The organism is Oceaniglobus ichthyenteri (genome assembly GCF_003057885.1).
GTDB lineage: Bacteria > Pseudomonadota > Alphaproteobacteria > Rhodobacterales > Rhodobacteraceae > Oceaniglobus > Oceaniglobus ichthyenteri.
In genome coordinates this window covers 368,453-388,704 of sequence record NZ_QAGK01000002.1, presented here as the reverse complement: position 1 = coordinate 388,704, position 20,252 = coordinate 368,453, and the positions used below count along the sequence as shown (strand labels likewise).

Sequence of the window (20,252 nt, the reverse complement as noted above, 5' to 3'; positions counted from 1 at the left end):
GGGGGACAGGCCCGCAGACATTAGGTGGAGAATGCCACCGTGTAAATCAGTGAGGCCACCCAATGACCACGATTGCGCAAATTCGCCCACTTGCGCCGGGCCTGCATTTTGTTGCCACCCCGATCGGCACCGCGCGCGACATCACGTTAAGGGCGCTGGATGTGCTGGCCTCGGCCGATGTCATCGCCTGCGAAGACACGCGCAACACCCGGCATCTGATGGAACTGCATGGGGTGAAAATGGGGGCGCGGCGGCTTTTGCCCTATCACGATCACAACGGGGCCGCGATGCGCCCGAAACTTTTGGCGTTGATTGCCGATGGCAAATCAGTGGCTTATGCATCGGATGCGGGCACACCTTTGGTGGCCGATCCGGGCTTTGCTCTGGCGCGCGATGTTTTGGCCGGTGGTTTTTTGGTCACCGGCGCACCGGGGCCATCGGCGGTGACGGCGGCATTGATGATCGCCGGATTGCCAACGGACCGGTTCATGTTCGCGGGGTTTTTGCCCTCGACCAAAGGCGCACGGCAGAAAACCCTGGCCGAACTGGGGTCAATCCCGGCAACGCTGGTATTTTTTGAATCCGCCAAAAGGCTTTTACCAACTCTTAGGGAAATATGTGCAACACTGGGGGAAGACCGGGAAATTGCCGTGTGTCGTGAATTGACAAAAAAGTTCGAAGAGGTGCGGCGCGGACCCGCCGCAGACGTGTTGGAACATTACATTGCGGTGCCGCCAAAAGGCGAAGTGGTTCTGTTGATTGACCGAAACCGATCAGAACCGACAGCGGAAGATATGAATGCTGCGTTATCCACCGCGCTCGCCGATATGTCGGTGAAAGACGCGGCCAAGAGGGTGGCCGATGATCTGGGGTTGGCGCGGCGCGATGTGTATCAGGCCGCGCTTGCCATGGCGAAAAAGTGAAAGGTCAGCGATGTCTGGTCAGGTTTCGTACCACGCGGGGCGCTGCGCCGAAGATGCGGTTGCGGCCGAATATGAACGGCGCGGCCATCGGATTGTGGGGCGGCGTTGGCGCGGCAAGGGCGGTGAGATTGATCTGATCGCCCAAGGCCACGGTGGGTTTGTTTTCATCGAGGTCAAGGCATCGCGCACCCATCACCGCGCTGCGCTGCGGATTGGACGCCAGCAGATGCAGCGGATTTTTGATGCCGCCACTGAATTTGTCGCCAACGAACCCGATGGGCAGCTGAGTGAAATGCGGTTTGATGTGGCGTTGATGGATCGTGCCGGAACAATTGATATTATCGAAAACGCTTTCATGTAAGCCGCGCTGTTGGGGCATTGTCACCCGCCCATTCACGGGCCATGAAGGGACAAAGTTGTTCAAGGGGGCACCATGCCGTTGAAAATTGCCATTCAAATGGATCCAATCGGGCCGATTGACATCGCGGCCGACAGTACGTTTCGCATCGCAGAAGAGGCGCAGGCGCGCGGTCACAGCCTGTTTTATTACACGCCAGATTGCCTGTCATGGCAGCAGGGGCGGGTGATGGCGCGGGGCTGGCCCCTTGCCGTGCGCCGCGAGGTGGGCAATCATTTCACCCTTGGCGATCGGGCCGAGGTGGATCTGGCCGATTTCGATGTGGTGTGGCTGCGCCAGGATCCGCCGTTTGATATGGGCTATATCACCACAACCCATCTGCTTGATTTTCTGCCCGATACAACCCTGGTTGTGAATGATCCGTTCTGGGTGCGGAATTATCCGGAAAAACTGTTGTGTTTGCGGTTTCCTGATCTGATTCCGCCCACAACCATTGCCCGCGATCTGCAAACCCTGCGGGATTTCAAAGAGGTGCATCAGGATATCATCCTGAAACCGCTCTATGGCAATGGTGGCGCCGGGGTTTTTCGGCTTGGCCCGGATGATCGCAACATCGCCAGCCTTCACGAGTTGTTCAGCGGTATCAACACCGAACCGTTGATTGTGCAGAAATATCTGCCCGCTGTCACCAAAGGCGACAAGCGCGTGATCCTGGTTGAGGGAGAGCCGGTGGGCGCCATCAATCGGGTGCCGGCCGCGGGGGAAACCCGATCAAACATGCATGTCGGCGGACGCCCGGAAAAGGTAGAGCTGACCGACCGCGACCGTGAAATTTGCGCCGCGATTGGCCCTTTGCTGCGGGAAAAAGGCCAGATTTTCGTGGGAATCGACGTGATCGGCGATTGGTTGACCGAAATCAACCTGACCTCACCCACCGGGATTCAAGAGCTTGAGCGGTTCGACAACGTCAACATAACCGCGAAAATTTGGGAAGCAATCGAGCGCCGCCTGGCCCGGCCTTAACCGCCGCCCGGGAAACGAAAGCTGAGCGCCTCGCCAATATGGGGCGGCTCAACCTTGGGTGATCCGGCAAGATCGGCAATGGTGCGCGCCACCCGCAACACCCGGTGATACCCCCGCGCCGAAAGCCCAAAGCGGTCTGCCGCGCGCAGCAGCAGATCGCGCCCTTCGGTGTCGGGGCGGGCGATATCCTCCAACACCTGGCCGACCGCGTCGGCGTTGCAGGTCAGCCCGTCGTGGTTGGCAAAGCGCGTGGTTTGAATGTCGCGCGCGGCGGCGACGCGGGCCGCGACAACCGCGGATGTGTCGCCTGTTGCCGGCAGGTCAAGATCGGTGAAGGCGACAGGCGGCACATCAACCCGCAGATCGAATCGATCCATCAGCGGCCCAGAGATGCGGCTGAGGTAATCTTCGCCACACACAGGTGCGCGGGCGCAGGCGCGGGCCGGATCAGACATATGGCCGCATTTGCAGGGATTTGCAGCGGCAATCAATAAAAACCGGCAGGGATAGCGCACATGGGCATTGGCGCGGGCAATCACCACTTCGCCGGTTTCGATCGGTTGGCGCAGGGTTTCCAGCACGCTGCGTTCGTATTCTGGGAATTCATCCATGAACAAGACGCCATTGTGCGCCAGTGAAATCTGACCGGGCTTGGCGCCCTTGCCACCACCGACGATGGCAGCGCGCGATGCGGTGTGGTGCGGTTCCATGAACGGGCGCTGTCGGGATATGCCGCCTTCGTTCAGCAACCCGGCAAGTGAATGGATCATCGATGTATCCAGTGCCTCATGCGGGGTGAGGGGGGGCAGAATGCTGGGCAAACGCTGTGCCAACATGGATTTTCCCGCCCCCGGTGCGCCAATCAACAGCAGGTGATGGCGCCCGGCGGCGGCAATTTCCAAGGCGCGTTTGGCGCGTTCCTGGCCTTTCACTTCGATCAGATCGCGGGTCTGGGGCGCAAGGGACACCTGACCTCCAACCGCCGGGGTCAGCGGTGCGCGGCCGGTATAGTGGCGAATTACCGCGCCAAGATCGGCGGGCGCAATCACCGTGGCGGCGCCCACCCATGCCGCCTCGGCGCCGCAGGCTTTGGGGCACAACAGGGTGCGGTCCTCGGCGGCGGCGGTCATCGCCGCGGGCAGGGCGCCAATCACTGGCACGAGGGTGCCATCAAGGGATAATTCGCCCAACGCCAGCGTCGCCTCGACCGTGTCTTTGGGCAAAATATCTAGGGCGGCGAGCAAGGCCAGCGCGATAGGCAGATCGAAATGCGACCCGATCTTTGGCAAATCCGCAGGCGACAGGTTAACCGTAATCCGTTTGCTGGGCAGCGCGATGGACAACGCCCCCAGCGCCGCGCGCACCCGTTCGCGCGCCTCTGACACGGCTTTGTCGGGCAGCCCGACAATGGTAAAGGCGGGCAGGCCGGGTGCGACGGCGCATTGCACCTCGACGGGGCGGGCCTCGATCCCGTCAAACGCTACTGTATAGGCCCGCGCGATCATGACCCGTCCTCACCCAAGATAATGGTTAACGGCTAAAGGCCGCGGGTTACCGAACAGTTAACGCCAAGGCGGATTGTTACGGGCAGTGATTGATCGGATCGGCACCCACGCCATAGTCAATGCGCGTCACTGACAGATTGTCGATGCTTTGCATGATTGCCTGAACCGGGTCCAGATCGGCGGCGCGCGCGATTTGCGTCAGGATCACGCCAATATGGGCCACGGCAATCACCCGTTGGCCAGAATATTCCCGGTTCATATGGTCAACAAACGGCGCGATGCGGGCGGCCGCCATGTTCCAGCTTTCGCCGTGGGGTGGGGCGATATCGCCGGGTGTTTCCCAATAGGCGCGCGACAATTCGGGATCGCGCGCGGCGATGGCATCAAAGGTCAGCCCATCCCACAGGCCAAAGTCGAATTCGCGCAACTCCGGGGCATGGGGCAGCCGCACCCGCCCATCGGTAATCGCATCGGCCGTGGTGACAGACCGCAAAAGATCGGATGATACAACCACAGCATCGCGCGGCAGATAGGCCGACAGGCGCGCCAATGCGGCGGTGTCCGACAGATCGGCAGGCACATCGCGGTGGCCAACGAATGTTTTTTCATGGGTCGGGCCATGGCGCACCCAATACCAGATCGCGCTCATGACATTTCCTTTGGCAGGGCGCCTTTCAGCACCATCGGCAAACCGGCAATAACGGACACCACCAATCCGGCCTGTGCGGCGATGCGTTGGTTCAACCGGCCCTGTGCTGCGCGAAACTGTCGTGCCAGTTGGTTGTCGGGCACAATTCCCTGTCCCACCTCATTGCTGACCACCACCACGGGGCAGGGGGCATTTTGCAATGCCGTCATCAGGCCGGTGCATTCATGTTCAAGATCACTGTTGGCCAACAGGTGGTTCGACAACCAAAGGGTGGCGCAATCCAATAACGCGATCCCGTCGGCGGCGCATTCTGTCAACGCCTCGGCCACGCGCAACGGGGCCTCAACCGTGTGCCACTCTGTGCCACGGGCGGCCCGATGTGCCGAAATCTTATCAGCCATTTCAGAATCGAACGCCTGCGCCGTTGCAATATATGTGCGGGGCAACCCGGTGTTGCGCAACAACAGTTCCGAGAATGCCGATTTTCCCGAATTGGCGCCCCCTAGGACAAGGGAAAGATTTGGCAACATGATTGGCAACTTTCTTTGATCCAAGAGTGTTTACCCTGCGTAGAGGTTTACAAATAATTCATTAAAGCCCCGCACTCTGGGCTGCAACTGGGGGAATTTGCCATGGCTGTCAAAGGATTTACGGATCAGACTTTGCCCCGCCGCGCGATGAAGGCCGAACTGTTGGATGCCGAAACCGAATTGCGCCTGGCCTATGCCTGGCGCGATCAGCGGGACGAGGCCGCGTTGCACCGCCTTATCACCGCTTACATGCGCCTTGCCATTTCCATGGCCAGCAAATTCCGCCGCTACGGCGCGCCGATGAATGACCTGATCCAGGAGGCCAGTTTGGGCCTGATGAAGGCGGCCGAAAAATTCGACCCTGATCGCGGCGTGCGCTTTTCGACCTATGCGGTATGGTGGATCAAGGCCAGCATTCAGGATTATGTGATGCGCAATTGGTCAATGGTGCGCACCGGATCGACATCATCGCAGAAATCACTGTTTTTCAACATGCGCCGGGTGCAGGCCCGGCTTGAACGCGAAGCGGCGGCGCGGGGCGAAAAGTTGGACAATCATCAGTTGCGCCAGATGATTTCAACCGAAGTGGGCGTGCCTCTGCATGATGTGGAAATGATGGAGGGCCGCCTTTCGGGCAGTGATTATTCCCTCAATGCGACCCAAAGCACCGAGGATGAGGGCCGCGAATGGATTGACGCGCTGGAAGATGACAGCGAACAGGCCGACGAAACCGTCGCCCGTGACAAGGATTTGGCCACCCTGCGCGAATGGTTGTTGTTCGCCATGGGGCAACTGAACGACCGGGAACAGTTTATCGTGCGCGAGCGTAAGTTGCGCGACGAGGTGCGCACGCTGGAATCGTTGGGCAACGAATTGGGCCTCAGCAAAGAGCGGGTGCGCCAGCTTGAGGCAGCAGCGTTCACAAAGATGCGCAAATCGCTTGAGGGTCAGTCACGCGAAGTTCTGCAACTGCTGGTATGAGGGGCGTTGCCGTTTCGGCGGTGATACTGTGTGCCGCGGCGGGCGATTTCTTTTTCGATCCGCCTGATGCAATTGATGTTGCGCCCTATGACGTGGTGATCATGGGCGAGGTGCATGACAACCCCGCCCATCACGCCAACCAAGCGGCCTGGGTGGCGCGGATGCAGCCCACGGCGGTGGTGTATGAAATGCTGACGCCGGAACTGGCCGATGTGGGGCAAAAGGCGGGGCCGGATGCGCCGGATTTGGGCGCAGTGTTGCAGTGGGAACAGCGCGGATGGGGCGATTTTTCCATGTATGCGCCGATATTTAGCGCCGCGAACGGGGCCGCTGTTTATGGCGGCGATGTGTCGCGCGATGCGCTGGGCCAGGCCATGCGCCATGGCGCGGGACAGGCCATGGGCGATGCCGCCAAATTATTTGGGTTGGATGTTCCGCTATTAACGTCCGAGCAAGAAGCCCGCGAAACAATGATGGCCGAATCGCACTGTGGCGCGCTGCCGGTGTCGGCTTTGCCCGGCATGGTCGAGGCACAGCGCCTGCGCGATGCAGCCCTGGCCAAGGCAGTGATCGCGGCTTTGTTGTCCGAAGGTCCGCCCGTGGCGGTGATCACCGGCAATGGCCATGCGCGCAATGATTGGGGCATACCTGCGGCGCTGCACCAGGCGATCGACGACACACCTCTGGGCGATATTTCGGTCTTGACCATCGGTCAGTTGGAGACAGTGCCAACGACGGCACAGCCCTTTGATGTGCTGACGGTGTCCCCCGCGCCCGCGCGCGACGACCCTTGCGATGCGTTTCGCTAGGGGCAATTGCCAGTTTGGGCCTGCCGCCCTAAAGTCGCGGCTGAATAATCGCGGGGCCAGTCGATGTTACAGGGCAAACATATTCTTTTGATCATCAGCGGCGGAATCGCGGCGTTCAAGGCGCTGGATCTGATCCGCCGTTTGCGCGAACGTGGCGTGCGTGTGACCCCGGTGATGACCGCCGCCGCCCATGAATTTGTGACGCCCCTGTCGGTTTCGGCCCTGTGCGGCACCAAGGTTTTCACCGAACTGTTCGATCTGACGTCCGAGGCGGAAATGGGCCATATCGAATTGTCGCGCGCCGCCGATTTGGTGGTGGTTGCCCCCGCCACCGCCAATCTGATGGCGAAAATGGCAATCGGGCAGGCCGATGATCTGGCCACGACCCTTTTGTTGGCCACCGACAAACCGGTGCTGATTGCGCCCGCGATGAACGTACGCATGTGGGATCATCCGGCCACACAGCGCAATCTGGCCACCCTGCGCGGTGACGGTATTTTAATCTGTGGGCCCAATGATGGCGATATGGCCTGTGGCGAATTCGGGCCGGGGCGCATGGCCGAACCCTTGGAAATTGTCGCCGCGATTGATGCCGCCTTTGGTGGTGGGCCGTTGCAAGGCAAACATGTGTTGGTCACATCCGGCCCAACCCATGAACCGATCGATCCGGTGCGCTATATCGCCAACCGGTCTTCGGGCGCGCAGGGCACAGCGGTGGCGCGGGCGTTGTTGAACTTGGGCGCGCGGGTGACATTCGTGACCGGCCCCGCCACCGCACCGCCGCCCGCCGGCGCGAATGTGATCGCAGTCGAAACCGCCCGGCAGATGCGCGATGCGGTGCACGGCGCATTGCCCGCCGATGCCGCGGTGTTTGCGGCGGCGGTGGCCGATTGGCATGTGGTGGGCGCGTCGGATCAGAAGATCAAGAAAACCAAAGGCGGCCTGCCGACGCTGCAATTCGGCGAAAACCCCGACATATTGGCCGAAATTTCGCAGATGGGCGCGGGCCGCCCCGGTCTGGTGGTTGGATTTGCCGCCGAAACCGAAGATGTGATCGCCCATGCCACCGCCAAGCGGGCGCGCAAACGCTGTGACTGGATCGTGGCCAACGATGTATCACCGGCCAGCGGCATCATGGGCGGCACCGAAAACGCCGTGACCGTGATCAGCGATTCAGGCGCCGAAACCTGGCCGCGTATGGCCAAGGATGCTGTGGCGCGCCAATTGGCCGACCGGATCGCGGCCGCGCTTGAACCGACGTAAAACATCCGATTTGGCGCCATGGTGTTTCGCTCATATATGGAACTGGCATTGGATCAGGCCCGCGACGCCGGTGCGCGGGGCGAGGTGCCGGTGGGCGCGGTGGTGGTGGGGCCATCTGGCGCGATTCTGGCGGCTGCGGGCAATCGCACCCGTGAATTGCACGATCCCAGCGCCCATGCCGAAATTCTGGCGATTCGCGCCGCCTGTGGCGTGATGGAGTCTGAGCGGCTGAACGGTTGCGATCTTTACGTTACGCTTGAACCATGCCCGGCCTGCGCTGGCATCATCGCATCGGCGCGGATTGCGCGGCTGTATTACGGCGCGGGTGATCCGAAATCGGGCGGTGTGGCACAGGGGCCGCGCATTTTCAGCCATCCCCAGGCGCATCACGTGCCGGAAATCTATGATGGCATCGGTGCCGCCCCGTCCGAGGCATTGTTAAAAGCGTTCTTTGCAAAGCTGCGACAGCTACCGCCATCTTGAAGCTGCCGGGCACACCCGCTAAACGCAGATCAAATTTATATCGGAGCCGCCCATGTCGATTGACACTGAAACCGCCGCCAAAGTGGCAAAATTGGCCCGGATCAAGGTTGATCCTGCGGATTTGCCCGCGCTGGCCAATGAATTCAACACCATCCTCGGATTTATCGAGCAGTTGAACGAGGTTGACGTGACCGGGGTTGAACCGATGACCAGCGTCACGCCACAACGCCTGAAGCGGCGCGATGATGTGGTGACTGACGGCAATCAACAACGCGCCATTCTGGCCAATGCGCCGGATGCGCGCGAAGGCTTCTTTGCGGTGCCAAAGGTGGTGGAATAATGTCTGATCTGAATAAACTGACCATTGCCGCCGCCCGTGACGGGCTGCGTGCCAAGGATTTCACCGCCGTGGAGCTGACCGACGCGTGTTTGGCCCAGATCGACGGCGCCCAGGCGTTGAACGCATTTGCCCATCACACCCCCGATATTGCCCGCGCCCAGGCCGGTGCCGCAGATACCCGCATTGCCGGTGGCGACGCCCCGGCGATGTGCGGTATCCCCTTGGGGATCAAGGATTTATTCTGCACCAAAGGTGTGCCATCGCAAGCGGCCAGCGCAATTTTGAACGGGTTCAAGCCCGAATATGAATCCACGGTCACCCAAAACCTGTTCGATGCGGGTGCGGTGATGTTGGGCAAGTTGAACATGGATGAATTCGCCATGGGCAGCAGCAATGAAACCAGCACCTATGGCAATGTGATCAACCCCTGGAAAACCGCCAGCGGCACCGATCTGACCCCTGGCGGCAGTTCGGGGGGATCGGCCAGCGCGGTTGCCGCCGATCTGTGTCTTGCGGCCACCGGCACCGATACCGGCGGTTCAATCCGGCAGCCCGCCGCATTCACCGGCATCACTGGGTTGAAACCCACCTATGGGCGGTGTTCGCGCTGGGGCATCGTGGCGTTTGCCTCCAGCCTGGATCAGGCGGGGCCGATGACCCGCGATGTGCGCGATTGCGCGATCATGCTGGGCGCGATGTGCGGCCACGATCCCAAAGACAGCACCAGCGCCGATTTGCCCGTGCCCGATTTTGAGGCGGCGCTGACCGGCGATATACGCGGCAAAACCATTGGGATTCCCAAAGAGTATCACATGGACGGGATACCTTCGGAGATTGAAAAACTCTGGGCCGATGGCACCGCGATGCTGCGCGATGCGGGGGCGAAGATCGTCGATATCTCGCTGCCGCACACCAAATACGCTTTGCCTGCCTATTATGTGATTGCCCCGGCCGAGGCATCCTCGAATCTGGCGCGGTATGATGGCGTGCGCTTTGGTCACCGGGCCAAGTTGGAGCAGGGCGATGGCATCACCGAAATGTATGAAAAAACCCGCGCCGAAGGGTTTGGCGACGAGGTAAAGCGCCGGGTGATGATCGGCACCTATGTTCTGAGTGCGGGATTTTACGACGCGTATTACAACCGCGCCCGCAAGGTGCGCGCCCTGATCAAGAAAGATTTCGACGATGTGTTTGCCCAGGGCGTGGATGCGATACTGACGCCCGCCACACCATCGTCGGCGTTTGAATTGGGTATGAACCATGACGACCCGGTGCAGATGTATTTGAACGATGTCTTTACCGTGACGGTAAATCTGGCCGGTTTGCCGGGCATTTCCGTGCCTGCCGGGGTTGATAAGAACGGTCTGCCTTTGGGGCTGCAACTGATCGGAAAGCCGTGGGAAGAGGCGGATTTGCTGAACACAGCCTATTCACTGGAACGTGCGGCCGGATTTGTGGCCAAGCCGACAAGATGGTGGTAAACTGCGACCCTAAAAGAATGACAGATGTGGGCAGAAGAGTGATGCAATTTTCCGGTACGCGCCTGGTTTTGGTGATGGCGACCTTTGGTTTGGCCGCCTGTCAACCTGCGGTGCCAGACAGTGGCGCAGGCGTCGGATTTACCGATTATGCGGCCTATGAACAGTCGCGGATTGATCGCGATGCGGCACTGCGCCGGGGCGAATCGGTTTTCCCGCAGGGAACCGTCGATGCGCCTGCCACCCCCCCCGCCCCCGCGCGGCAGGTCATTTCCACCGAAGATCTGCGCGCCGCCGGCCTGCCCACAGGTGCGGCGACCACTGCCGCCGCCACGCCGCCCGTCAGCACACAACCGATCGGCGCACCGGCCAGCGCCATGCAGCCCGATCTGGCAACCGCCGATCCAATCACCCCGGGCGCACCCCGCACCAGCAATCCGGGCATTTCCGACGAACAGGATTTCGGCGCCGTATCCGAGCGCCAGACCATCGAATCCGACGCCGAGCGTATTGCGCGCCAACGCGCCGCCTATGAGGTGGTGCAACCCACCGCCGTGCCGGCCCGCCCCGGCAGCAGCGCGCCCAATATCGTGGCCTTTGCATTAAGCACAACCAATGCGGTGGGGCAAAAAATCTATAACCGCTCGGGCTTTAACGCCGAATCGAAATTCCTGCGCGCCTGTGCCTCCTACAGCTCGTCTGACCGCGCCCAAGAGGATTTTCTGAAAAACGGTGGCCCGCAAAAAGACAGCAAAGGTGTTGATCCCGATGGCGATGGCTTTGCCTGTTACTGGGATCCGACGCCATTTCGCAAGGTTGCGCAAAACTGAGCCTTGATATCCTTCAAAACCCGTCGCCCAATTGTGGTGCGCGGCGGGGTGGCGTGCGGCCCGATATGGTGGTGCTGCATTACACCGCGATGGACAGCGCCGCGCGGGCAGGGGCGTGGTTGTGCAACCCCGAAGCCCAGGTGTCGGCGCATTACCTGATTGGCAGCAATGGGCGCATCACCCAAATGGTGGATGAGGCCGCGCGCGCCTGGCATGCCGGGGCAGGGCGGTGGGGCGCGGTCGGCGACGTGAATTCCCGCTCTATCGGAATTGAAATTTCCAACACCGGGCTGGCGCCGTTTCCCGCGCCGCAGATGGATGCCGTTGAACGCCTGTTGGCCGATATCATCAACCGCTGGGCGATTCCGCCCCACCGGGTGATCGGACATTCCTGCATGGCCCCGGGGCGCAAGATTGACCCGGGCCCGAAATTCGACTGGCAGCGTTTGGCGCGACAAGGGTTGGCCGTTTGGCCCGCCCCCGCCGATCCGGCCCCGCCGGAGCAGTTTCGCGCGCTGGCGGCGCGCGCCGGGTTTACCGCAGATACGGATGATGCCACGCTGCTGTCGGCCGTGCGGTTGCGTTTTGCGCCATGGGCGACGGGGCCACTGAACACGCGGGATATGGCGATTCTGGCCGATATCGCCGCGCGCTTTCCCGTTGACGGGGCCGCATCGCCTGCCTAAGTCAAACAGGCGTGGATGGCTGGATGGCCGCGTGTTTCGCAAGAAACGCGAGGAAAGTCCGGACTCTTTGAAGCAATGGTGCCGGGTAACGCCCGGGCGGGGCAACCCGACGGAAAGCGCCACAGAAAATAAACCGCCCGCGCATGCGTGGGTAAGGGTGAAACGGTGCGGTAAAAGCGCACCGCGGGGGTGGCAACACAACCGGCATGGCAAGCCCCACCAGGAGCAATGCCGAATAGGGATTTCACGGGGTTTCCCCAGGGCCGCTTCAGCCCCGAAATCCGGGTTGGCAGCTTGACCGCTGGAGCAATCCAGGGGCCAGAGGAATGGTCATCTCGTGGCTTTGGCCATAGACAAAATCCGGCTTACAGGCCATCCGCGCACCTTGCCCCCGATCCGGGGCGACGGGATAAGGGTGTAAGTTGGATTGGCTTTGTGATAACAGCAGCCGAAATTGCGACGTACGAACAGCGCTCGGATTGAGCATGCAGCGATGACGACGCTCCTGACAAAGGGAACATGACGTTGGAGTTGAGTGAGCGCGGCAGTCTGACCTGGCAAGTGACCCCCGATCTTCTGGGGTTTCTCGATTCCAGCGCACAGTTCACCGATACCAATCCGGCCTGGTTTACGACCCTTGGGTATCGTGCCGAAGAAGTTGAATCAAAAACCTATGATTATTTTCTTCATCCCGATGACAAGGATACGTCGATCCTGGCCTTTGCCGATGTCCAACGTGGCAAGCCGGTGTTGAACTTTGAAAACCGCTATCGTCATGCCGATGGATCGTACCGTTGGCTGGCGTGGAATTCTGTGCCGGTGGGTGGCCGGATTTTTTGTATGGCGCGCGACATCACTCAGCAAAAAGAAACCGAAGCCGCGCTGAAAACCAGTGCCGAAGAGGCGGTGTTGCGCGAACAGTTCATCGCCGTTCTCAGCCATGATTTGCGCAATCCATTGGCGGCGCTGAATTCAGGCATGAATATTTTGCGCCGGAAATACGGGGCCGATGCCGACCGCGACCTGTTAGAGGCGATGGGAGGGTCGATCAAACGGATGACCGGATTGATTGACGATGTGATGGATCTGGCCCGCGCCCGTCTGGGCACCGGTATTTCGATGACAATGAAAACTGCGGTGGTTCTGACCCCGACATTGCAACAAACCGTACAGGAAATCCGGGCAGGCCAGCCCACGGCGCAAATCGTCGAAGACTATCGATTCGATCAGCCGGTCCTTTGCGAGGCGAATCGTATCGCGCAACTTTTGTCCAACCTGCTGAGCAATGCGATCAGTCATGGCGATATTTCGCAACCCGTCCGGGTGCGCGCCTATGATCAGAATGGCAATTTCATCCTGTCGGTGGAAAATAACGGCCCGCGTATTTCGGACCAAGCGCGACCATTGCTGTTTCAACCCTTTGCGCGGGGCGATGTGCGTGATTCGCAAAACGGGCTGGGGCTTGGCCTGTTTATAGCCAGCGAAATTGCCAAGGGCCACGGCGGCACACTGACGTTCACATCGGATGATGATGTCACCGTGTTCACCCTGACCATCCCGAAATAAAAGGATTTTCCCGATCCCGCGCGCTAATGCAGCCGCGCGCGCACTTCGTATCCGACCACGGTTTTTTCGCCCAGGGCGCGCAACGCCTCAAGCCGGTGATAACCCTCAATCAGGACATATCCGGTTTTCGATGCGCGCACGGAAATTGGCGTGGTCTGGCCGTTTTCCAGGATATCTTCGGCCATGGCGGCCACTTTGGCTGGGTCCAGCGTTTTTTTGCGTTTGGCCGGAATTTGAATTTCGGCAATGGGAAGCGAATGTTTGACGGGCATAGGGCCACAGTGCACCGGACTTTTGCAATACACCAGCGCGAAATCGCGATAAACGGTTGACAGTGGCGGCCACCTGTCTAAAAGCCAAGGTTCAAGAATTCGATGGGCCGCACCCCGTGTCGCGCCCGTGCTGAGGAGAGACCAATGGCCAAGCCAACCACCATCAAGATCCGTCTCAACTCGACGGCTGACACCGGCCACTTTTATGTGACCAAGAAAAACGCGCGCACCATGACCGAAAAGATGGTTGTGAACAAATACGACCCCGTCGCGCGCAAGCATGTCGAGTACAAAGAAGGCAAGATCAAGTAAACCGTTTCGGTACTTTGATTTTACAGGCCGCGCCGGGATACCCTGCGCGGCTTTTTGTTGTGCGCATGGTCGCTTTGGCGATTTGGGAACAAGACAGCGCGCAGATCGTTCCATTATCACTGTCTTTTTGAAACGCATCCTGTTTGATGCGGCTCAGTCTGGAGCGATTTTATGGAGTATCTTGAACCTTTCCTGCGTGCGCTGATTGCGGTTGTCGCCGTAATTGCATTGACCCGGGTGAACGGTCTGCGATCCTTTTCGAAAATGACCAGTTTCGATTTTGCGCTGACCGTTGCAACCGGTTCGATCATCGCTTCGACCGTGCTGAATCTGGATCAGGCGCTGTGGGTCGGGCCAGTGGCCCTGATTGCGGTGTTTGCAATTCAGGCGACGATTTCAAGGGTCAGATTTTCATCAACCGGATTTCGGGGGGCCATAGAAAACGAACCCCTGCTGTTGGTCGAACACGGTACGTTTATTCCCGAGAATCTTATCAAGGCGAATGTGACCAAAGGCGATGTTTATGGCAAACTGCGCGAGGCAAACGCCCTGAGCATGGCAAATGTGCGCGCCGTGGTGATTGAGCCGACGGGCGATATCAGCGTGTTGCACGGCGCCGTCGATGGCCCCCCGCTTGAGGATGAAATCCTGACCGGTGTGAAACGGCACTAATCTGTCAGGCAGCCATGGTTTTTCGATATTTGGCGCTGGTGCGGTGACGCAGGAAGAAACGTACCATCGCGCGGGATGCATCGGGGCCTGCCGGGTTGGTAAAACTGCCTGCGGTGTTGCCCCCTGACCAGGCATGGCCAGCCTCGTGGATGGCCCAATGTTCGGTGAACGCCCGGCCGCGGCCAATGCGGTGGCGGGTGCGCACATATTTGTGGCCTCCGGCCACGCGGCCTTTGATTTCGGTTTTGGTTAAACCTGTGTAGGTGTCCAGCGCGCGGGACGCGATGAACCGTCCATTGGCCGAATTTACCACTCTGTCGGCCTCACCGTGAAAGATGATGGTGGGCATTTGCGCAGTTTGCGCCCGCCCCGGCGCGCCCACCCGCATGGCCATGATTGCCGAGCTGGTGTCATGGGCCGCCCCGACAGGCAAACCCGAATGTGCGCCCACCGCCGCGAAAATGTCGGGATAGCCATTGGCAGTGATCAGGGCGGCCGCCGCTCCGGCTGACAGGCCCGCAACATACACCCGGGCGCGATCGACATGATGGGTCGCGATGACATCCCGGGTGATTTCGGCGATCAGTGCAGGTTCGCCCGATCCACGGGATTGGTCGGCCGTGTTGTACCAGTTCCAGCATCTGTTGAACTGTGCCTCGCGCTACTGGCCGGGATAAATGACCAGAAAGCCGAATTCCTCGGCCAGGGCATTCATGCCCGTGCCCCGCGCAAAATCATCAGGGGTCTGGCCGCAGCCATGGAGCATCACCAGCAAAGGCAGGGCAGTGGGCGCAGAGTGCGCCGCAGCGGGGCGGTAGATTTTGTAAGACCGCGTTCCGAACGGGCCTTTATGGGTCATGGTTTTAAACGATGCGTCCCGTGGCACGCTGTGCTTGGTGCGCGATGTCTTGGGGGCGGGGCGTTTTGTGGGGGCTTTCGGATTTCTGCGCGGTTTGGTCGGTTTTGCCGCAGGCGTGCGTTTCTTGACCGGTGCCGGAGAAAGCATCGCCGCCCACATATTTCCAACAGTTTTCGACGCATTGCGCCGAATGCGTCGGTTGGCGGTAGAGCGTGCACGCTTGAAAGGGTCAAACATCCGGGACTGGCTTTCACAATGGGGCAAGAAAAAGGCGCCGGTCAAAGGCGTTGCGCACGGGATCAGTTCGAACAGATCAGCCAAGCGTGGTTTGATCGAACGTCACCGTTGCGATGATGGGAAAATGGTCTGATCCGAATTCTTCCAAACGCTCGAACGCCACCAGGCCGACATCCTTTGTCACAAAAAGCTGATCAATCGGCAGCCGGATAAACGAATATTGCGCATGAAAACTGGAAATCAGGCCGCGCCCGACGCGCGGTTCCAAGAAATTGCCGTACTTTTTGAACCGCCGGGTTGTCCACGACCAAGCGGCATCGTTAAAATCACCCATGCAAATCGTGGGCCGGTCGGCCGATGACGTCATCAGCGCGGCATTCTTGATCTGGCGATCTCGTGTCGCGGTGTCATTGCCCGGCACGGGTGGGCGGGGGTGCAACCCGATAAAATTGAATTCGCGCCCCTCTGAATCGGCAAGAATGGCCTTTAGGGCTGGTGTGTCATCATCCGATGGCCACTTCAGATCGACCTCACGCGCCTTCAGGCGGGTGGCGAAGATCAGGCCATAATGATTGTCGCTCAGATGTGTCTTGATCGTTGAATATCGCTCCAACCCGGCCAAAAGCGCGTCATGCCAAACCCGATCGGTTTCCATCAGAAACACCACATCGGGATCTTCACGTTCGATCAGCGCAATCAGATCGCCATGGCGCGCGTTTTCCATCAACACATTCGCCGCGAGCAGGGAAACGGTAAGTGTTTCAGGCGATGTTTCGACAACTTTCACCTCGGGGCGGGCCAACGGCATATAGGGGAAAATCCGAAAAATCTGATACGCGGCGGATATCAGTGCAATCAGTATCAGAACCGGTTTGAACGCGATTGAAAACGGTACGGCAAGAAGAATGATGAACAGTGCAAGTGCCGCCAGATGCAGCCTCGGAAAATCCCACATGCGTATCCACCACCTGACGCTGTTGGTCAGCGGCAGGGCGGTGGTTATCGCAACAAAAAGCGTAAGCGCCCAAAGGATGACATTGATCATGGCACGGTCCCGTTGCTCAATCCGCCGCCTCGCCCAGATTGTCGGCCTTTACCGCTTCGCGCGTGCCCATCGGTTTGTCTTCGCCGACAGTGGTGTCGTGGCGCGTCTGCGCCTCAAGTTCGGCGTTCAACTCGGCGCCAAGCAGGATAATAAACGCGGAGATCCAGAACCACATCAGCAAGACGATAACGCCGGCCAACGTGCCAAAGCTTTCGTTGTAAGAGCCAAAGTTGCTGACGTAAAAGGCAAAGCCAGCCGATGCCACGATCCACATCACACAACCGGTGATCGCGCCGGCCGAGGCCCATTTCCATTCCGGCTCATCGCGTGAGGGGCCATAGCGGTAAAGCGCGGACAAACCGAAAATGGTGAGAAACACCAATCCAATCCAAGGAACAGCGGTGATAATGGTGGCCACCAACGGGCCCATATCCAGAAACGCCAGTACCGCGGGAACGGCCAATGTTGCGCCCAGACCGATCAACAGGCCGAGAATCAGCAGTAATGTAAGACCAAGCGTAACCAGTTTAAGTTTGAAAAAACCGCGCTTTTCCTCTTCGTCATAGGCCACGTTCAGGCCTTGGATCAGGCTGCCCATGCCCTTTGACGCGGAATAAAGCGCCAGCAGCAGACCAAATATCGCGGCCAGACCCAAACCGCCACTGCGTGAACCGGCAACTTCGCTGGCCTGATCGGTGACGATGGTAAGCACCTCTTGTGGCACAAGCCCGGAAAGTTGCTCCATCTGCGCGACGATCTGACTTGGTTCAACCAACAGACCACTGATTGCGATCAGGGCGGTAATGGCCGGAAACAAGGCCAGCAACCCATAAAAGGCCACCCCCGCAGCCAGCAGACCGACACGATCATCGGCGATCTCATCCTTGACGCGAAACGCCACATCCTTGAACCCGATAGCAGGTATTCCAACCGGTGTTTCAGCGTTGCGACCACGCGCCATGGGATCTCCTTTCAACAGAGGTAAAGGGGGCTGTGATGCCCCCTTTTTTGATTTTATCAGGTCTTGGGTTTGCCAAGATTTTCGTCTTCGGCCGTATCCTTGGCCGCGTCGGCAACCCGTGTGGCGGCAGATTTTGCCTTGTCGGCCACCGCCTGTGCGGCGGTTTTGTCACCGGGTGCACCACTGTCGAGGTCTGATTTGGTTTCCTTCGCGATATCCTCAACCTCATTCTTCACAGATTGCGCGACTTTCATCGCCTTGGATTTTTCTTCTTCGTAAATCCGCTCTGCTTCGTCAAAAAGGTCGTCGCTTTGGCGGCCCATCAGATCATCTTCGACCTTGGTACGGGGCAACGCACCGCCCAGTGCGGCACCAACAGCCAGGGCAAGTGCGCCAATCACCAAGGGCTGGCGATCATAAAAGTCAGCGGCGGCATCGGTGCCCTGATGCAGGGATTGCGCCGCCTGTCGGCGCATTTCCAACGCACGCTGGCGGGCTTCGATCACGCGCCGACGGCCTTCTTCGGTCAGGTCTTCGGTGCCTTGTGCAATCCGCTCACGGGCGGCGGCCATGCTGCTTTGAACCGATTTTGCCCCATCTTCCAAGGATGAGCGCGCCGAAGATGCAGCATCGGACACTTTTTCACCGGCGGCAGAAAGACTGTCGGATGCCGAAGATGCGGCCGATGATGCGCCGTCACGCACGGCTTTTGCACCGTATGCGGCATTGTCTTTCAGATCACCGGCACGGCTGGCCACACGATCAGTCATCGACGGACCGTCATAGCGATCCTCGCGCGCCCAGGACGGGACGGTTCCATAGGATGGGCCGGTGTCGTACTCCGATACGGAACGGACGGGCGGCGTATAGGGGCGACCCTGATCCAGACGGCTGCGGCGAAATTCTTCTTCCGCGTGGGTGTAACCCCGGGCGGCCGCCGGTTTCTGGCCGTTTCCAAACATCATCCACGCCAGACCAATTCCGGTCAGGGCCAAGGGAATCGGGTTCGCCTTAACCTGATCGGTGATCGATTTGCCGATATCACCGCCATGTTCACGGAACTGGTCACTGACTTGGCGCACCAATGTATCGATCGAAAACTTGTCCTGCAAATCTTCCAGGTTTGATGTCAAATCCGAACGCTGTGTTTCGATTTCGCGTTCAATTTCTGCGGGAGTGCGGGTTTCACTTGTCATCGTAAGCATCCTTTACGGCTTCGGCGTCACGCTTTACGTTCTTGACGGTGCGTGTCGGTGCCAGGCTGGAGAGTTTCAGGTCGTTGACCCCTTTGCCAATCATCACGAATGCAACGGCGGCAAGGACAACACCCACGATCAATGCAGACCATCCTGCGTCAAGTCCGGCCTCGGTCAGGGCGGCAACCAATGCGGCGGCCAGCACATTCAGAGACACCAGGGCGATAATCGCCGCCCCGGCAATCAACCCGATGGCCACGCCGGCCCGGTTCAGGTTTTCACTGACTTCGGCGCGCGCCAAGTCAACTTCGTTACGGACCAGGGCGCTGACGTTGGTCATCGCATCCGACAACAGATTGCCGGCACTTTTATTTGTGTTGTGATCGCTCATGATACATCCCCTCGCGTTGCAACTGATGGGGCATAGACGCCGCCCGTCGCGGGCTGCACCGTGTTTGCCGCGCCCACTTGGGTTGAGGCGGGCACATCATGCGAAGCCTTGGCAAACCGGGTTGCGGCAAAGCCGATCAATGCGGCACCGCCCAGAAATACGGCCGGATTCTTGCGTGCGAATTTGGTGACATCATCCACCATCGTTGCAAGATCCTTGTCGCGCAGGGCGTCTGACGCATCGGCCAACCCTTCTGCGATCTGACCGAACGTGCGCTCTTGCGGTGACCCGCTACGCATTTCATCGGCGGCCGTGCGCAGGGCAGAGGCAACGCCGGACATTTCATCGGCGGCCGATGATTTTGCCGCCTTGGCCTGAGAGGCCGCAGCGTGGGTGACGCTTTCAACGGCGCTTTGTGCCGTGTCTTTTGCGTCATCCGCAATGGTGCTGGCCGTCTGTTTCGCCGTGTCAGCAGCCGAGCGGCCCGAGGGATTGTTTGGGGAAGTCATAGTGTTACTCCTTTTTGTGCGGCTCAAAATACAAAACCGACAATGGCCAGAACGACGACGATCACACCGATAAGATAAAACACGCTATGCATTTGGTTTTCCTTTTTTGCTGTGTGGCGATTTCAAACCGCCCGTTGATCATTCAACCACTCACAGGCTGACTGGTTCCCAGAGAACCGGTGGTTGCATGACAGAAATTTGAATCTGCCGTGATCGCCCGCGCACACGGCCAACGGCAGCGCGCCGTCTGAAACAGCTACGTCAAGCAGGATAAGGGCTGGTCTGTGACCCGGCATAGGGCGCATGACCCTTTTTCGCCCCCTTGGAAAAAATCCAGTGGCCGAAATCTGTACCTTGGGTTTTTCGCAGGTGCG

General features: G+C 59.4%; 23 protein-coding genes, 1 other RNA gene and 1 pseudogene. 15 read left to right on the top strand and 10 right to left on the bottom strand.

Features of this window, described 5'->3' with window-relative positions; all coding sequences use genetic code 11:
* The first annotated feature begins 62 nt into the window (after positions 1-62).
* From rsmI to gshB, 3 genes are all read left to right on the top strand, one after another.
* A complete protein-coding gene (rsmI, locus tag C8265_RS04890; RefSeq protein WP_108482848.1) occupies positions 63-923 on the top strand; it encodes a 16S rRNA (cytidine(1402)-2'-O)-methyltransferase in 861 nt (286 codons plus the stop codon).
* Positions 924-933: 10 nt separating this feature from the next.
* The gene (locus C8265_RS04885) at positions 934-1,284 is read left to right on the top strand and encodes a YraN family protein (RefSeq protein ID WP_108482847.1); all 351 of its coding nucleotides are present in this window, start codon (positions 934-936) and stop codon (positions 1,282-1,284) included.
* A gap of 72 nt (positions 1,285-1,356) precedes the next feature.
* Positions 1,357-2,304, top strand: coding sequence for a glutathione synthase (gene gshB / locus C8265_RS04880; RefSeq protein WP_108482846.1), 948 nt, complete (start codon positions 1,357-1,359; stop codon positions 2,302-2,304).
* On the opposite strand, the gene C8265_RS04875 is transcribed toward gshB, so the two are convergent.
* From C8265_RS04875 to cobU, 3 genes are all read right to left on the bottom strand, one after another.
* Positions 2,301-3,809, bottom strand: a complete 1,509-nt coding sequence (locus C8265_RS04875; protein WP_108482845.1) for a YifB family Mg chelatase-like AAA ATPase — start codon at positions 3,807-3,809, stop codon at positions 2,301-2,303. The two genes, gshB and C8265_RS04875, sit on opposite strands and share 4 nt — an antisense overlap.
* A 76-nt stretch (positions 3,810-3,885) precedes the next feature.
* Complete coding sequence (locus tag C8265_RS04870; RefSeq protein WP_108482844.1) at positions 3,886-4,458, bottom strand: histidine phosphatase family protein; 573 nt, start codon at positions 4,456-4,458, stop codon at positions 3,886-3,888.
* Positions 4,455-4,988, bottom strand: a complete 534-nt coding sequence (gene cobU / locus C8265_RS04865) for a bifunctional adenosylcobinamide kinase/adenosylcobinamide-phosphate guanylyltransferase (RefSeq protein ID WP_108482843.1) — start codon at positions 4,986-4,988, stop codon at positions 4,455-4,457. The genes C8265_RS04870 and cobU overlap by 4 nt, the downstream gene beginning before the upstream one ends.
* A 102-nt stretch (positions 4,989-5,090) precedes the next feature.
* Here cobU and C8265_RS04860 point away from each other — a divergent pair, with 102 nt between their 5' ends.
* The 10 genes from C8265_RS04860 to C8265_RS04815 all read left to right on the top strand — a co-directional run bounded on the left by C8265_RS04860 (position 5,091) and on the right by C8265_RS04815 (position 13,424).
* The gene (locus C8265_RS04860) at positions 5,091-5,969 is read left to right on the top strand and encodes an RNA polymerase factor sigma-32 (RefSeq protein ID WP_108482842.1); all 879 of its coding nucleotides are present in this window, start codon (positions 5,091-5,093) and stop codon (positions 5,967-5,969) included.
* Positions 5,966-6,778 carry a ChaN family lipoprotein gene (locus tag C8265_RS04855; protein ID WP_108482841.1) on the top strand — a complete coding sequence of 271 codons (813 nt, stop codon included), beginning with the start codon at positions 5,966-5,968 and terminating at the stop codon, positions 6,776-6,778. The genes C8265_RS04860 and C8265_RS04855 overlap by 4 nt, the downstream gene beginning before the upstream one ends.
* 63 nt (positions 6,779-6,841) lie before the next feature.
* Complete coding sequence (gene coaBC, locus C8265_RS04850) at positions 6,842-8,041, top strand: bifunctional phosphopantothenoylcysteine decarboxylase/phosphopantothenate--cysteine ligase CoaBC (RefSeq protein WP_108482840.1); 1,200 nt, start codon at positions 6,842-6,844, stop codon at positions 8,039-8,041.
* A gap of 18 nt (positions 8,042-8,059) precedes the next feature.
* Positions 8,060-8,524: a nucleoside deaminase gene (locus C8265_RS04845; protein ID WP_108482839.1), complete on the top strand. Its 465-nt coding sequence runs from the start codon at positions 8,060-8,062 to the stop codon at positions 8,522-8,524.
* Positions 8,525-8,576: 52 nt separating this feature from the next.
* A complete protein-coding gene (gatC, locus tag C8265_RS04840) occupies positions 8,577-8,864 on the top strand; it encodes an Asp-tRNA(Asn)/Glu-tRNA(Gln) amidotransferase subunit GatC (RefSeq protein WP_108482838.1) in 288 nt (95 codons plus the stop codon).
* Entirely contained in the window at positions 8,864-10,345 is a 1,482-nt protein-coding gene (gatA, locus tag C8265_RS04835; RefSeq protein ID WP_108482837.1) for an Asp-tRNA(Asn)/Glu-tRNA(Gln) amidotransferase subunit GatA, read from the top strand. The genes gatC and gatA overlap by 1 nt, the downstream gene beginning before the upstream one ends.
* A gap of 41 nt (positions 10,346-10,386) precedes the next feature.
* The gene (locus C8265_RS04830) at positions 10,387-11,172 is read left to right on the top strand and encodes a hypothetical protein (RefSeq protein ID WP_108482836.1); all 786 of its coding nucleotides are present in this window, start codon (positions 10,387-10,389) and stop codon (positions 11,170-11,172) included.
* A 65-nt stretch (positions 11,173-11,237) separates the two neighbouring features.
* Complete coding sequence (locus tag C8265_RS04825; RefSeq protein WP_108482987.1) at positions 11,238-11,858, top strand: N-acetylmuramoyl-L-alanine amidase; 621 nt, start codon at positions 11,238-11,240, stop codon at positions 11,856-11,858.
* Between the two features lie 11 nt (positions 11,859-11,869).
* Positions 11,870-12,242: RNase P RNA component class A (gene rnpB / locus C8265_RS04820), an RNA gene on the top strand.
* Positions 12,243-12,377: 135 nt separating this feature from the next.
* Positions 12,378-13,424, top strand: a complete 1,047-nt coding sequence (locus tag C8265_RS04815) for a PAS domain-containing sensor histidine kinase (RefSeq protein WP_108482835.1) — start codon at positions 12,378-12,380, stop codon at positions 13,422-13,424.
* Positions 13,425-13,447: 23 nt separating this feature from the next.
* Here C8265_RS04815 and C8265_RS04810 read toward each other — a convergent pair whose 3' ends face one another.
* Positions 13,448-13,696: a ParB N-terminal domain-containing protein gene (locus C8265_RS04810; RefSeq protein WP_108482834.1), complete on the bottom strand. Its 249-nt coding sequence runs from the start codon at positions 13,694-13,696 to the stop codon at positions 13,448-13,450.
* Positions 13,697-13,840: 144 nt separating this feature from the next.
* On the opposite strand from C8265_RS04810, the gene rpmG reads away from it, so the two are divergent.
* Positions 13,841-14,008, top strand: a complete 168-nt coding sequence (gene rpmG / locus C8265_RS04805) for a 50S ribosomal protein L33 (RefSeq protein WP_108482833.1) — start codon at positions 13,841-13,843, stop codon at positions 14,006-14,008.
* A gap of 171 nt (positions 14,009-14,179) precedes the next feature.
* A complete protein-coding gene (locus C8265_RS04800; protein WP_108482832.1) occupies positions 14,180-14,680 on the top strand; it encodes a DUF421 domain-containing protein in 501 nt (166 codons plus the stop codon).
* A gap of 4 nt (positions 14,681-14,684) precedes the next feature.
* On the opposite strand, the pseudogene C8265_RS04795 reads toward C8265_RS04800, so the two are convergent.
* The 6 genes and pseudogenes from C8265_RS04795 to C8265_RS19635 all read right to left on the bottom strand — a co-directional run bounded on the left by C8265_RS04795 (position 14,685) and on the right by C8265_RS19635 (position 19,878).
* A pseudogene (locus tag C8265_RS04795) lies at positions 14,685-15,539 on the bottom strand (extracellular catalytic domain type 1 short-chain-length polyhydroxyalkanoate depolymerase).
* A 313-nt stretch (positions 15,540-15,852) separates the two neighbouring features.
* Positions 15,853-16,821 (bottom strand): endonuclease/exonuclease/phosphatase family protein, encoded by a 969-nt coding sequence (locus tag C8265_RS04790; RefSeq protein WP_108482831.1) that lies wholly within the window; start codon positions 16,819-16,821, stop codon positions 15,853-15,855.
* A 16-nt stretch (positions 16,822-16,837) separates the two neighbouring features.
* On the bottom strand, positions 16,838-17,782 hold the full coding sequence (locus C8265_RS04785; RefSeq protein ID WP_108482830.1) for a YihY/virulence factor BrkB family protein: 945 nt from the start codon (positions 17,780-17,782) through the stop codon (positions 16,838-16,840).
* 56 nt (positions 17,783-17,838) lie between these two features.
* Entirely contained in the window at positions 17,839-18,978 is a 1,140-nt protein-coding gene (locus C8265_RS04780; protein ID WP_164512269.1) for a DUF3618 domain-containing protein, read from the bottom strand.
* The gene (locus C8265_RS04775) at positions 18,968-19,369 is read right to left on the bottom strand and encodes a phage holin family protein (protein ID WP_108482828.1); all 402 of its coding nucleotides are present in this window, start codon (positions 19,367-19,369) and stop codon (positions 18,968-18,970) included. The genes C8265_RS04780 and C8265_RS04775 overlap by 11 nt, the downstream gene beginning before the upstream one ends.
* A complete protein-coding gene (locus C8265_RS19635; RefSeq protein WP_206050261.1) occupies positions 19,366-19,878 on the bottom strand; it encodes a hypothetical protein in 513 nt (170 codons plus the stop codon). The genes C8265_RS04775 and C8265_RS19635 overlap by 4 nt, the downstream gene beginning before the upstream one ends.
* Between the last annotated feature and the right edge of the window lie 374 nt (positions 19,879-20,252).

Coding starts and splice junctions, on each gene's coding strand:
- C8265_RS04785 (WP_108482830.1), bottom strand. CDS start 17,782: ATGGCGCGTGGTCGCAACGCTGAAACACCGGTTGGAATACCTGCTATC.
- coaBC (WP_108482840.1), top strand. CDS start 6,842: ATGTTACAGGGCAAACATATTCTTTTGATCATCAGCGGCGGAATCGCG.
- gatA (WP_108482837.1), top strand. CDS start 8,864: ATGTCTGATCTGAATAAACTGACCATTGCCGCCGCCCGTGACGGGCTG.
- C8265_RS04875 (WP_108482845.1), bottom strand. CDS start 3,809: ATGATCGCGCGGGCCTATACAGTAGCGTTTGACGGGATCGAGGCCCGC.
- rsmI (WP_108482848.1), top strand. CDS start 63: ATGACCACGATTGCGCAAATTCGCCCACTTGCGCCGGGCCTGCATTTT.
- C8265_RS04825 (WP_108482987.1), top strand. CDS start 11,238: ATGGTGGTGCTGCATTACACCGCGATGGACAGCGCCGCGCGGGCAGGG.
- C8265_RS04860 (WP_108482842.1), top strand. CDS start 5,091: ATGGCTGTCAAAGGATTTACGGATCAGACTTTGCCCCGCCGCGCGATG.
- C8265_RS04815 (WP_108482835.1), top strand. CDS start 12,378: ATGACGTTGGAGTTGAGTGAGCGCGGCAGTCTGACCTGGCAAGTGACC.
- C8265_RS04845 (WP_108482839.1), top strand. CDS start 8,060: ATGGTGTTTCGCTCATATATGGAACTGGCATTGGATCAGGCCCGCGAC.
- C8265_RS04810 (WP_108482834.1), bottom strand. CDS start 13,696: ATGCCCGTCAAACATTCGCTTCCCATTGCCGAAATTCAAATTCCGGCC.
- C8265_RS04830 (WP_108482836.1), top strand. CDS start 10,387: ATGCAATTTTCCGGTACGCGCCTGGTTTTGGTGATGGCGACCTTTGGT.
- C8265_RS04780 (WP_164512269.1), bottom strand. CDS start 18,978: ATGACAAGTGAAACCCGCACTCCCGCAGAAATTGAACGCGAAATCGAA.
- C8265_RS04775 (WP_108482828.1), bottom strand. CDS start 19,369: ATGAGCGATCACAACACAAATAAAAGTGCCGGCAATCTGTTGTCGGAT.
- C8265_RS04870 (WP_108482844.1), bottom strand. CDS start 4,458: ATGAGCGCGATCTGGTATTGGGTGCGCCATGGCCCGACCCATGAAAAA.
- C8265_RS19635 (WP_206050261.1), bottom strand. CDS start 19,878: ATGACTTCCCCAAACAATCCCTCGGGCCGCTCGGCTGCTGACACGGCG.
- C8265_RS04885 (WP_108482847.1), top strand. CDS start 934: ATGTCTGGTCAGGTTTCGTACCACGCGGGGCGCTGCGCCGAAGATGCG.
- C8265_RS04790 (WP_108482831.1), bottom strand. CDS start 16,821: ATGATCAATGTCATCCTTTGGGCGCTTACGCTTTTTGTTGCGATAACC.
- gatC (WP_108482838.1), top strand. CDS start 8,577: ATGTCGATTGACACTGAAACCGCCGCCAAAGTGGCAAAATTGGCCCGG.
- C8265_RS04855 (WP_108482841.1), top strand. CDS start 5,966: ATGAGGGGCGTTGCCGTTTCGGCGGTGATACTGTGTGCCGCGGCGGGC.
- gshB (WP_108482846.1), top strand. CDS start 1,357: ATGCCGTTGAAAATTGCCATTCAAATGGATCCAATCGGGCCGATTGAC.
- rpmG (WP_108482833.1), top strand. CDS start 13,841: ATGGCCAAGCCAACCACCATCAAGATCCGTCTCAACTCGACGGCTGAC.
- cobU (WP_108482843.1), bottom strand. CDS start 4,988: ATGTTGCCAAATCTTTCCCTTGTCCTAGGGGGCGCCAATTCGGGAAAA.
- C8265_RS04800 (WP_108482832.1), top strand. CDS start 14,180: ATGGAGTATCTTGAACCTTTCCTGCGTGCGCTGATTGCGGTTGTCGCC.